This window comes from Nocardia sp. NPDC055321, assembly GCF_053645575.1.
Window position 1 is genome coordinate 91745 of the sequence record NZ_JBSHMS010000010.1, and the last position, 11874, is coordinate 103618.

An 11874-nucleotide genomic window follows, 5' to 3' on the forward strand; every position below is an offset into this window, starting at 1 on the left:
TGCACGATCCTGTGCAGCGCAAATGGATTGAGGAATGACGTTGATGAAATCTCGGGCCGGATTCTCGGCCCTGATCGGTGGGCTCGTCGTAGCGGGTGTCGCAACCGCGGTGGGGGTCCTGGCCCCCACCGCTGCGTCGGATGTGACGAATCCCGAAGGCACGCTCACCATCACCGCCGACACGCATGTCGTCGGATCCACCTACGAACTGACCGGCGTGGGGCCGGTCGGCGGCGGGCGGCTGCTCTGGGTCAGCTTCAGGCTGGGCAGCGGGACGGGCCCGTCCGTGTTCGGGGAGGGCACCTTCTACGGGCCGGACGGCCAACCCGTCGTCGGGACGACACCCGACGGCCGGCCCAAGGCCAAGACGACGTGGACGCCGCGCCAGAGCGGGGTCTACTACCTCGACCTGCAGGTAAGCGACGCCGGGGGCGCCCAGGTCGCCGCCCGCCTCGAGGTTCGCGTCGACGACGAACCCGGGACGACGACGGCGCCCCCGACCACGACGGTGGCCCCGACGACCGCGGTCCCGCCGACGACGACCGCACCGTCGACCACGACCGCACCGTCCACGACCACGGCGCCGTCTACCACCACCCTGCCGGGCACCGGGTCCTTCTGATTCCCGGGACGGTTGTCGGCGCGGCGCTTCGCGTGCCCCCGCCGCCGGCGCTCGTGATCGCTCAGCATCGGAGGGTGTGAGCGATACCGAGCGTGTGGGCCGGAACCTGTTGGCTCCGGCCCACTTTCCCGGGGTACACGCTGGGTCGCGATCGGCGCCGAGCGCCCTGACTCGGCTAGCATGGCTTTCGTATGCCGTTGCGCGACAGGGGGAATCGCATGGCTTCGAGCACGTCCACCGCCACCGTCTTGCTCACCGGGGCGACTTCCGGTCTCGGCGCCGTCGTCGCGCGCCTGCTCGCGGGTTCGCCCGAGTGGACCGTCGTCGCCACCGCGCGCTCGGAACAGCGGGTCGCCGACCTCCGTGCGGCACTGGGTGATCCGGCCAACTTCCGCTATGTCGTGTGCGATCAGGCCGATCTCGCCGGCGTGCGAAGCGCCGCCGCCGAGATCCGCGCACTCGTCGCCAGCGGTGCGATCGCCCCGCCGCGCTGCCTGCTGCTCAACGCCGGTATTCAGACGGTGTCCACCACCGCCGCGACCGCGGACGGATACGAACTCACCTTCGCGACCAATCTGCTCGGCCCACACCTGCTGACCGGACTGCTCTCCGACCTCCTGGACGCCCCGTCCCGGATCGTCTGCCTGGGTTCGGGCACCCACTACGGGAAGTTCCGCCGCTCCTACGGCATGGTCGCGGCCCCGGCGTGGGAGAGCCCTCGGGCCCTGGCCCGGCCGCGGCCCGGCGACGGCGTCCGCGCCTACTCGACCAGCAAGCTCGGGACCCTGTACTGGGTCCACGAACTCGCCCGCCGCGCACCGGAATTCATCGACCCGATCTGCTACGACCCGGGCATGATGCCCGGCACCGGACTGGCCCGCGACCGCAGCGCCGTCGAACGGTTCGGCTGGAAGTACCTGCTGCCCGCGATGCGGGTGGTCCCCGGCGTCTCGACCCCGCGCCGCTCGGCGACCGAGCTGACGGCGCTGGCCACCGGTTCCGCGACGATCCCCGCCCCGGCCCTGCGCGGCGCGTACGTCGAGATCGACCACCCGGTCCCGTCGTCCGCCGAATCCTACGACCCGGCACGGGAAGCCGAGCTCTTCGAGTTCCTGGACGCGGCGTCCGGCCTCAGCGCGGACGAGGTCGCGGGCTGGTGGGCCAAGACCTCCGGCTGAGGCCGGATTCGGGATGCGGTCGGCGAGCGGCGCCGGGGGTCAGGACTGTTTCGGCAGTTCCTGCACGGCCCACCGGTTGCCGTCCGGGTCGGCGAAGTACGTGAACAGCCCCCACCCCTCATCCTTGACCGGGGTGGCGTCGACCCCCGCCGCGATGAGCTGCTGGTAGGCCTGTTCCGCACTGGCCACCACCACCTGCATCCCCTCCACGCTCCCCGGCGCGGCCGAGGTCAGGCCCTCCCCGAGGCAGATGGAGCACCCCGACCCCGGCGGGGTGAGCTGCACGAAACGGATGCCCGGGCTGGGCGTGTGGTCGTAGTCGGCGTTGAAGCCGATCCCGACGTAGAAGGCTTTGGCGCGATCGACGTCGGAGACCGGCAGGGCGACGAGTTCGATTTTCCAATCCATGGGTTCGAGGATCCCACCGGAAGTGGAACAAATCAGGCAGATCGGCAGGCGCGCCTTCGACGCGGGGATCGGGCGTCGATCTCGCCGAGGGATCCGACGGGGTCGGGGCCGCATTTTCGTGCACGATCGGCCCCGGACCGGCGGTTTGCCGCCACATGGGTGGTCATAGTGCACGAAAAATCGCCGGTCCGACTACGCGCTGCCGGTGCCCGAGCAGTTGCCCGGCTTCGCCGGCACGCTCGTCGTCCCGTCGGCGAGCGGCACCACGGTGACGACGATCGTCTTGCTGCTGCCCTCGTACGTGGCGGTGAGGGTGTGTTCACCGACAACGCTCGGGGTCCAGTTCACGGACGCGGAACTCGCGTACGACGGTTTGGCCGTGCCGACGCAGGCCCCGTTGTCCTCGAACACGACCCCGCCGGGAACGAAGGGCAGCATCGACACCGAGCCCAGGGCGCCGCCGGTGGCCGTCGCGGTCAGCGCGTAGGTCCCGCCGACGTAGAGGGTTCCGTTGCTGAACCCGATCACCAGGTCGACCACCTCCGCCGCCGAGGCCGGCGCGGCGGTCAACGCCACGGTCGCTCCGGCCGCCATCAAACACTGTGCGCCCCAGACAATTCGACGACCATTCATGGTTCCTCCACTCACGTAGACACTCCATTCGTCATCCCGGAGAACCCGGTTCCACGAACACTATCGTTCGCAAGTGACCCGGTGATACCGCCGCTGTGCCCCTAGTTTCGGGGGCACCCGAACTGCACCTGGCAACTGCCCTATTCGAAGCCGCGACAACGAAATACGGTCCTCAGACAGCTCTTCCAGGGCTGTATTCGCTGGTAGCGGGACAGGACTCGAACCCGCGGCCTCTGGGTCCTGAGCCCAGAGGTGGTGACTCAGTGCCGTTGGGGTGCCGTGTCTTTCGAGAGGACGAAGGAGGCGACGGTCAGCACGCTCGTCACCGCGGTGACGAGCCCAGCACGAGATCAGCCGAGAGGACTACCAGCCGTATCGCGGATGCGGTCCGAATCGACCTCGATGCGGCCAACCGCGCTCTCGGCGTCCGCAGACTCTGGAACTGACGGAGACAACGAGAGCGATCCCGGGCGGGTCGGTGACTAGGGGAGCATCCGCACGCCGTTCAGGATCGTCTCTACGTCTGCGGTAAATCCTTGCGGGTCAGGCAATTTCACCTGACTTGTGATCTGGATCGGGTATACCTTGCCGTTGAGGTCGTACGCGAGTTCGAGGTAGTCCTGGCGCATGCCGAGTCCACCGAGGTCGGTGGTGCCTGATACCCGAACCCCACGTACACCGCACACCTCGACGCTCTCGTGCAGGGTTTGCTTCCACCCCTCGCCGGTCGGCCTGAGAACATCCAGATTGGCGTACGCGGCGTCGGTGGTGTCGGCCGGGCTGAACGCCGCGACAGTGATCGTGGCGCTGCCCATCTCGCCTGTTCCATCGGCTGGGAGTTCGAAGCGATGCAGCACGAAGCCGGGGGCGGAGTCGGCCATCTGTTGCTGCGTCCAATCACGCAGGCGCGGAACCTCGATGGCGAACCCGCCGGCACCACGCTCACTCGTATGCATTGCGTCAGCCGATGTCGCAGTGCAGACCTTTTTCGGCGCAGCGGGAGATGCTGGAGTGTCAGGCGACGAAGTGCCACACGAGACCGTGTATACCGCTGTGCCGATAAGGAGCAGCAGATGCCCGACTGTCCGAGTTCTGATCACGGAGCGACAGCCTATCGAAGTGGGCGTGCGTTCGACCTTGGCCGGACGGGGACATCGTTGACCACGACCTCGTTTCGTGGGGTGGCACAACGGCGAGTGGCCGCGAGCGGTGAAGGTCAGGTTCTTGAAGACATCTTCGACGACGAAGCGGTGTAGAGCTCTTCCTCCATGCACACCTCGTCGACCATGCAGACCCGCGACCGGGGCACGCGAACCGATCCCGGCACCGGGGTGCGTCGTCCCGCACGCGCGCCGAACCCCGGTGCCGCCATTACGATCCGGAGCCCATGAGCTCCCGTACGGACGGTCCCCGGCCGTGCAGTACGGCGGTCTCCGACCAGATCAGCAGCGCGATCGGTCCGCAGACGAAAAGCTCCGCGACCATGTGGTGTTCGTGGTGTGGTCGCTTCATCTCGCGAGCCTTTCGGGACCGGTCTCGCTCGGTGACAGCGGCCGGGTCGAGAGGACGAAGTTCCGGACGGCGTCGGCGAACCGCTCGGACTCCTCCAGATGTCCCATGTGACCGCTGTTTTCGAGGATCACCAGCTGCGAACCGGGGATGAGGTCGTGCAGTTCCCGTGCCCAGCGCGGGCCGCAGATGACGTCGAACAAACCCACGATGACCAGTGCCGGGACGGTCAGTTTCGGCAGCGCGGCGCGGTCGTCGATGTGGTCGGGGGAACCGAGCGCGTCGAGTCCGGAGATGTAAGTAGCGCGCAACCCGTCTCGCAGTGGCGCCCAGCGTTGTTCGTCGCTCCAGTAGCCGGCGATATAGGACGGCAGGACGCCGCGGGCAACGGCGACGGTCTGCTCGTCACTCGTAATGTCCTGCATTCCACCGAATGCCGCGAGCACGTCATCCAGTCCGGGTTGGTCGGCGTGCGCGGCGGCGAACTCCTGCAGCCGCCGGTTTGCCTCCGCACCGTGCTCGGGTCCGGTCACCGGCGCACCCTCGTAGAGGATGACGCCCGCGAGCCCGGCCGGGCGGTGGATCGCGTGGTAGGCGGCGACGAAGGCGCCGTGCGAGTGACCGAGCAGATACACCGACGGCACGCCGAGGTGCGCGATGATCCGTTGCAGCGCAATGCTGTAGCGCTCGCGGGTGTACCCGTTCGGATGCGTCGGCAACCGGCCGGACTCGCCGGTGCCGAGCGCCTCGACGTACACCATGGTCAGGTGTTTCTCGAGCTCGGGCATGCGCAGGTACTCCCAGTGGATGCCCGGCCCGCCCGGATGCGCCAGGCAGACGGGGCCCGTGCCGTACACGTGATATCGCTGGGTGACGCCGTCGGAATCGAAGGCATGCGTCCCGGGCGCGAGTGCCGCGCGGGTCTGCGGCGCGGCCATCACGCGGCCCGCAGCGGCGCGGCGAAGGACTTGCGCAGCGAGGACGGCCCGACCAGGGGCAGCAGCGCCGCCAGGATCTTCCCTTTGAGGGCCCGCGGAGTGCGGGTCAGTTCGACATCGACCCGGCAGCCGGGCAGATCCGGCGTGACCTTGAAGACCCAGCCGCCGCCCGGGCCGAAATGCTTGGAATCCAACGTGGTGATGGTGACGGTGTCCCCGGCCGGGTCCCACTCGTAGCGGGCGCGCTCCCAGGCGGCGGCGGTGCCCTCGGTGACTTCGGCCCAATTCTCGCCGCGAGCGTGGACGGTGAAGTGGTCGGCGTCGATGCTCGGCCACACCTCGGGCCGCGTGGGCCCGAAGTCGGTGAGCACGTGCATGACCTCGGCGGGGGACAGTGTGGACATCAGGTGAAAGCGGATGGTAGCCATGGAAAATACCTTCGCCGCCGACGGCAGTGCGCCGAATCTGTCAGATGACGCTGTCCCGACGTAATCCGGGAAGGGCAGTCGCGACCGGTTCCGGATGCGGGGTCGCGGCGGCGGCCGGCAGGGAGCAGGGCCCACCGGCCGTGCGACCGAACCACGCGGATTACGTCATCCGACGCACGCGGCCGGGCGGGCGCGCTACCTAGCGTCGTCGCCATGAACATCAATCGACGAGGACTTTTCGCTGGGGTACTGGCCGCGGGCGTGACCGCGGCTTCCCTCACCGCCTGCTCCACGGACTCCACCTCCGCGCCCACGACCATCACTCCCACGACCGTCCCGGGGGCTGCCCTGCGGGCGGGCTCGGGAGCCAACACCAACCTGGGCCCGATCAAGAAGATCAACGCCGGGGTCCTCGATGTCGCCTACGCCGAGTTCGGACCGGCCACCGGGCAGCCCGTGATCCTGCTGCACGGCTGGCCCTACGACGCCTACAGCTACGCCGACGTCGCTCCGCTGCTGGCCGAATCCGGGTATCGAGTGCTGGTCCCGTTCCTGCGCGGCTACGGCGAGACCACCTTCCTGTCCGCACAGACGGTCCGGAACGGACAGCAGTCGGCCATCGCCCGCGACATCGTCGATTTCATGGACGCCCTGCACATCGACAAGGCCGTGCTCGGCGGATTCGACTGGGGCGCACGCACTGTCGACATCATCGCCGCGCTGTGGCCGCAGCGGGTCAAGGCCATGGTCGCGGTGAGCGGCTACATCATCACCCAGCAGGCCGCCCAGCAGCAGCCGCTGCCGCCCGAGGCCGAACTGGGCTGGTGGTACCAGTACTACTTCGCCACCGAGCGCGGCCGGCTCGGCTACGACCGGAATCGGCACGACTTCAACAAGCTGATCTGGAAGCGCGCCTCCCCCGCCTGGAACTTCGACGACGCGACCTACGACCGCACCGCCGCCGCCTTCGACAATCCGGATCAGGTGGACATCGTCATCTCCAACTACCGGTGGCGCTTGGGCCTGGCCCCGGGCGAGCCCCAGTACGACGCCTACGAACAGCAGCTCGCCACCGGACCGGCGATCTCGGTGCCCACCATCACGATCGGCAGCGACTTCGACGGTGCGGCCAAGGACGGCAAGGCCTACCGCGCCAAATTCACCGGGAAGTACGAGCACCGCGTGCTCGACGGCATCGGGCACGACGTCCCGCAGGAAGCGCCGAAGCCGTTCGCCCAGGCGATCATCGACGCCGATCATCTCTGATCTCGCACGGCAGCCGGGCCCGGCCACAGCGCCGGGTCCGACCGACCGCCGCCTACAGCGCGTCGCGGCGCCGCGTACCGCCCTCGCCGTCGAGCTCGATGACCGTCTCGATCCCGATCCGACGCAGGAACGGATAGTCATGGCTGACAACCAGAATCGCGCCGCGATAGGCGCCCAGGGCCTCGACCAGCTGATCCACGCTGGCGATATCGAGATTGTTGGTCGGCTCGTCGAGAATCAACAGTTGCGCCGGCGGATCGGCGAACAGCAGACGCGCCAGAGACACTCGGAAACGCTCACCACCCGACAGTGTCGAGACCGGCCGCTCCACAGCGTCCCCTCGAAGCAGTAAGCGGGCCAGATGATTTCGGATCGCCCCGGGCGGCGTCGTGGTGGCCACGGCGTGGACGTTGTCGAGCGCGCCGGCCTGTTCGTCCAGGTTGTCCAGCCGTTGCGGCAGGTACCCCACCCGATCGGTGAACAGGGCGCCACGGTCCGGGTCACCGCCCGCGAGCAGGTGCTCGATCAGCGTCGTCTTCCCCGCACCGTTGGGGCCGATCAGGGCGACACGTTCCGGACCCTGGATGATGACGCGGCGGTCGCCGTCGCCCAGTTCCGCGATGCGACGCCCGCGCGGCACCTCCGGATCGGGCAGCTCGAGATGGATATGTTCGTCGCGGCGGACCCGCGACGACGCGGCATCGAGGATCTCCTGGGCGGCAACGACTTTGGCGTCCAGCGTGGTGCGCATGGCCCCGGCCGACCCCTGCGCCCGGCTCGCCCGATTGCCCGCGAGGATCCGCGGAATGCCACCGTCCTTGCGTGTCGCGCGGGCGGTGCGCTCACGGCGGGCGAGTTTCGTCTCGGCCTCGACACGCTGGCGCTTCTCGACCTTCAACGCCTGTTCGGCGGTCCGGGCCGCCTGCATCGCCGCCGCCTGCTCCTGTTCCACGTATCGTTTCCAGGCGCTGTAGGGCCCGCCGAATACCTCCAGCGTCGCACCGTGCAACTCCGCGGTGGCGTCCATACGCTCGAGCAGTTCGAGATCGTGACTCACCACCACGAGGGTGCCCGGCCACGAGTCCACGAACCCGGCCAGCGCGGCCCGGGTTTCGCGATCGAGATTGTTGGTCGGCTCGTCCAGCAGGGTGATCGGCGTGCGGCGCAGACGCAATCCGGTGATCGCGATCAGCACGGCTTCACCGCCCGATATCTCCCCGACTCGGCGGTCCAGATCGGCTGCGCTGAAACCGATTTCGTGCAGCGCCTCGTCGGCGCGGGCCTCGATGTCCCACTCGTCGCCGATCGTCTCGAAGTGCTCGTCGGCGGTATCGCCGGATTCTATGGCGCGCAGGGCCGCGACCTTATCCGCGATGCCGAGCAGTCGCGCGAGGGTGGCGTCGCGGCCGAGGGTGAGCGTCTGCGGGAGATAGCCCACCTCACCGGCGGTGTCGATGCGCCCGGAGGTGGGCGCCAGCAGCCCGGCGATCAGCCGCAGCAGCGTCGATTTTCCGGCGCCGTTGCGGCCGACCAGACCGGTGCGACCGGTGCCGATCGTGCCGTCGATCCCGGACAGCGCGACGGCGCCGTCCGGCCATTCGAAGGACAGATCGTGCAGGGTGATGGCGGTGGACATGGATGTGGCCGAGTTCGTGAAGGACATGGGTCGTCGACTCTTCCTGCTCGTGAACGAGCGGGCCGCACGTGATTTCGGACGTCACGGAGCCAGACGAAGGCAAGAATGTGTGTGAGAAAGCGCCGCCTTCGACTGGGCGGCTAGATCCTGTCGACTTCCTCGGTGAGCACGCGACCACCCTACCAGCGGCGGGACACCGCTCGTCCGGCCCGGACCGCCTACGCCCTCACCGCCGGTCCCGATAGGTCTCGAGGAGCCGCAGCCACACCTCGCTGATGGTCGGGAACGAGGGCACCGCGTGCCACAGCCGGTCGAGGGTGATCTCGCCGGTGATGGCGATGGTGGCCGAATGCAGGAGTTCGGCGACGCCGGCTCCGGCGAAGGTGGCCCCCACGATCACCCGGCGTTCGGGATCGACGAGGACGCGCGCTCGCCCGCGATAGTCCGGATCGTGTTGTATCGCACCGGCGACCCGGCCGATGTCGTAGTCGACGACATCGACGCGCAGGCCCGCGCGGGCCGCGTCCTCGGTGGTGAGTCCGACGGCGGCGATTTCCGGATCGGTGAACACGACCTGTGGGACGGCGTGGTGATCGGCGGTTCCCGTGTGCCGTCCCCACGGGGACATGTCGAGTTCCCTGCCTGCCGCCCGATCGGCGATGACAGTGCCGGCGATCCGCGCTTGATACTTGCCCTGGTGGGTGAGCAGCGCCCGGTGGTTGACATCGCCTACGGCATAGAGCCATTCGCCCTCGGCCGCGGTCACCGTGAATGTGTCGTCGGTGGTGAGCCACTCCCCCGGGGCGATGCCGATCGTCTCCGCGCCGATGTCCTCGGTGCGCGGCGCACGACCCGTCGCGAGCAGCAGTTCGTCGACGACGATTCGGGTGCCGTCGGCCAGACTCAGCCGCACGCTGCCGCCGGGACCGCCCGTCCGTTCGGCGGCCGCGATGCCCGAGCCGAAGCGCAGGTCGACGCCCGCCGCGCGGAGCCGGTCGGCCACCAGGTCCGCGGCGAAGGGTTCGACGCGGGTGAGCAGCCGTGACTCCCGGGCGATGAGGACCACCTCCGAGCCGAGAGCCCGCCAGGCCGTGGCCATTTCGACCGCGACCACACCCGCGCCCAGCACGGCGAGTCGACTCGGCACCTCCGCGGCGCCGGTGGCCTCGCGACTCGTCCACGGCCGCAACGTATCCAGGTCCGGCCACGGGGGCAGCGCCGCGCGAGTGCCCGTGCAGACCGCGACCGCGTGCCGGGCGCGCAGGCGCACGGTGCCGCCGTCCGGGGTGTCGACCGTGACCCGCCGGACACCGTCGAGGCGCCCGTGGCCGCGAACGAGCGTGATTCCCGCGGAGTCGAGCCAGTCGACCTGACCCCGGTCGTTCCACTCCGCGACCATCCGGTCGCGGTGTTTCAGAACCGCACGGGCATCGAGCGGACCGGTCACCGCGCTCGCGACGCCGGGGAACCGCGCGGCTTCGCCGTACAGCAGGGCCGGACGCAGCAGCGCCTTGCTGGGTTCGCATGCCCAGTAGGAGCATTCGCCGCCGACCAGGTGGGATTCGATGATGACGGTGCGCAGTCCGGCGGCGCTGGTGCGGTCGGCGACATTCTCACCGACCGGCCCGGCACCGAGGACTATGACGTCGTAGGTCTGGATGGTCTCGTCGGACATGATGTGCTTTCGGAGTTCGGGATTCAGCGGCCGGGTGCGCGCCGGGTGACTTCTTGCAGGAACCAGCCATTGCCGTCCGGATCGTGGAAGGCGGCGAAGGATCCATAGCTGCGGCGCTCCGGAGGCGCTCCGGGGACGCGGGCGGTGGTGCCGGCGTGGTGGAAGACACCGGTCGCGTCCCGGAACGGTCCGTCGGCGACGACGCCGCGTTCGGTGAGTTCGGCGAGCGCGGCGTCGATATCGGTGACGACGAGGTGCAACCCGTCCAGCGATCCGGGCGCGGCGACGGTGACGCCGGTACCGAAGATGAGCGAGCACTCGGAGCCGGGCGGGGTCACCTGAATCACGCGGTAGCCGTCATCCACCGTGAAGTCGGCGTCGAGACGGAATCCGAGCCGATCGACGTAGAACGCCTTCGCACGGTCGGCATCGGCGACGGGCAGCACGACGACTTCCAGTTTCATATCCATGATCGTGTTCTCCTGTGGTGGAAGGGATTTCGGGTCAGCGGGTGGCTGCGGCGGCCTTCTCGATCACCTCGACGACCACATCCGGATGCGAGACGGCGACCGAATGCGAGGCGTCGACCTCGGTGACCTGTGCGTGGGCCCGCTCGGCCATGAAGCGCTGCGCCGCGACCGGGATGTTCAGGTCCGCGGTGGTGACGATGTCCCAGCTCGGCTTCTCGTTCCAGGCCGCGACGGTGGCCTTCTCCTCGAGGGCCGACTGGGCTATCGGCCGCTGCGCCGCGGCGGCGAGCGCGGCGCGGTCCGCGGGAACATCGGCCGCGAACTGAGCGGGGAACTTGTCCCGCTGGATGTAGAGATCGGTGCCGGTACGGCCGTCGGAATCGGTGAACGGCACCGGGTTCAACGTTCCCGCCAGCGTGGAGCCCGGGTACCTGTTGGTCAGTTCGAGCGCGGACTCGCCCGGTGCGGGCAGGAACGCGGCCACGTAGACGAGCCCCTTGACCTTCTCGTTCCCGGCCGCCGCGGTACTGATGACCGAGCCGCCGTAGGAATGCCCGACCAGAATCACGGGCCCGCCGATGTTGCTGATCACGCTGCGCAGCGCGGCGGCATCACCGGCCGGGCCACGCAGCGGGTTGGCCGCCGCCACCACGGGATACCGGTCCCTGGTCAGCTTCGCGATCACCTCGTTCCAGCTGGATCCGTCGGCGAACGCACCGTGCTCGAGCACGATGGTCGGTCGCGGCGCGTCCTCGTCGGGGCCGGCGTGGGTGACGGCTTTCGAGGAGCAGGCGACGGCGAGGCTCAGACCCGCGGCACCGGCCACCAGCGCGGCCGCAGCCCGGACAGAGCGTCGCTTGTTTCGTCCATTTCCGTTGTTGACCATCGGATTTCGTCCTTATGACTGGTGATTGCGGAGTGTGCGGTTCCACTGTTGTCGCCGCGACCCCGGCGGTGCATCCGTCAGATGACGCCGGTATCGACGTCAGTCGTCGCGTCGCGCAGTGCCGAAGAGGCCGCGACGCGCTGACGGACCGTTCAACCCCGCGCATCACCTCGCCCGAGCCGGAATTACGTCGTCCGAGCGTCATTCGACCGATGTGCCGGTGGT

At 68.9% G+C, this 11874-nt stretch carries 13 protein-coding genes; 3 read left to right on the forward strand and 10 right to left on the reverse strand.

Annotated features, from left to right (window positions below; genetic code table 11):
- Positions 1–34 precede the first annotated feature (34 nt).
- The gene (locus ACWIGI_RS17780) at positions 35–622 is read left to right on the forward strand and encodes a hypothetical protein (RefSeq protein ID WP_454203487.1); all 588 of its coding nucleotides are present in this window, start codon (positions 35–37) and stop codon (positions 620–622) included.
- Between the two features lie 218 nt (positions 623–840).
- On the forward strand, positions 841–1800 hold the full coding sequence (locus tag ACWIGI_RS17785) for an SDR family NAD(P)-dependent oxidoreductase (RefSeq protein WP_454203488.1): 960 nt from the start codon (positions 841–843) through the stop codon (positions 1798–1800).
- A 39-nt stretch (positions 1801–1839) separates the two neighbouring features.
- Here ACWIGI_RS17785 and ACWIGI_RS17790 read toward each other — a convergent pair whose 3' ends face one another.
- The 6 genes from ACWIGI_RS17790 to ACWIGI_RS17815 form a co-directional block, all read right to left on the reverse strand.
- On the reverse strand, positions 1840–2208 hold the full coding sequence (locus ACWIGI_RS17790; protein WP_454203489.1) for a VOC family protein: 369 nt from the start codon (positions 2206–2208) through the stop codon (positions 1840–1842).
- Between the two features lie 192 nt (positions 2209–2400).
- Positions 2401–2802, reverse strand: coding sequence for a hypothetical protein (locus ACWIGI_RS17795; protein ID WP_454203490.1), 402 nt, complete (start codon positions 2800–2802; stop codon positions 2401–2403).
- A 521-nt stretch (positions 2803–3323) separates the two neighbouring features.
- On the reverse strand, positions 3324–3797 hold the full coding sequence (locus ACWIGI_RS17800; RefSeq protein ID WP_454203491.1) for a hypothetical protein: 474 nt from the start codon (positions 3795–3797) through the stop codon (positions 3324–3326).
- 415 nt (positions 3798–4212) lie between these two features.
- On the reverse strand, positions 4213–4353 hold the full coding sequence (locus tag ACWIGI_RS17805; protein ID WP_454203492.1) for a hypothetical protein: 141 nt from the start codon (positions 4351–4353) through the stop codon (positions 4213–4215).
- Positions 4350–5288 (reverse strand): alpha/beta fold hydrolase, encoded by a 939-nt coding sequence (locus ACWIGI_RS17810; protein WP_454203493.1) that lies wholly within the window; start codon positions 5286–5288, stop codon positions 4350–4352. Before ACWIGI_RS17810 ends, ACWIGI_RS17805 begins: the two co-directional genes overlap by 4 nt.
- A complete protein-coding gene (locus ACWIGI_RS17815) occupies positions 5288–5716 on the reverse strand; it encodes a hypothetical protein (protein WP_454203494.1) in 429 nt (142 codons plus the stop codon). The genes ACWIGI_RS17810 and ACWIGI_RS17815 overlap by 1 nt, the downstream gene beginning before the upstream one ends.
- Before the next feature lie 213 nt (positions 5717–5929).
- Between ACWIGI_RS17815 and ACWIGI_RS17820 the strand changes: the two genes are divergently transcribed.
- The gene (locus ACWIGI_RS17820; RefSeq protein ID WP_454203495.1) at positions 5930–6982 is read left to right on the forward strand and encodes an alpha/beta fold hydrolase; all 1053 of its coding nucleotides are present in this window, start codon (positions 5930–5932) and stop codon (positions 6980–6982) included.
- Positions 6983–7034: 52 nt separating this feature from the next.
- On the opposite strand, the gene ACWIGI_RS17825 is transcribed toward ACWIGI_RS17820, so the two are convergent.
- The 4 genes from ACWIGI_RS17825 to ACWIGI_RS17840 form a co-directional block, all read right to left on the reverse strand.
- Positions 7035–8645, reverse strand: a complete 1611-nt coding sequence (locus ACWIGI_RS17825; protein ID WP_454203496.1) for an ABC-F family ATP-binding cassette domain-containing protein — start codon at positions 8643–8645, stop codon at positions 7035–7037.
- A gap of 199 nt (positions 8646–8844) precedes the next feature.
- Positions 8845–10293, reverse strand: a complete 1449-nt coding sequence (locus ACWIGI_RS17830) for a dihydrolipoyl dehydrogenase family protein (RefSeq protein WP_454203497.1) — start codon at positions 10291–10293, stop codon at positions 8845–8847.
- A 23-nt stretch (positions 10294–10316) separates the two neighbouring features.
- Positions 10317–10763 carry a VOC family protein gene (locus tag ACWIGI_RS17835; RefSeq protein ID WP_454203498.1) on the reverse strand — a complete coding sequence of 149 codons (447 nt, stop codon included), beginning with the start codon at positions 10761–10763 and terminating at the stop codon, positions 10317–10319.
- A 34-nt stretch (positions 10764–10797) separates the two neighbouring features.
- The gene (locus tag ACWIGI_RS17840) at positions 10798–11649 is read right to left on the reverse strand and encodes an alpha/beta fold hydrolase (RefSeq protein ID WP_454203499.1); all 852 of its coding nucleotides are present in this window, start codon (positions 11647–11649) and stop codon (positions 10798–10800) included.
- Positions 11650–11874: the final 225 nt, after the last annotated feature.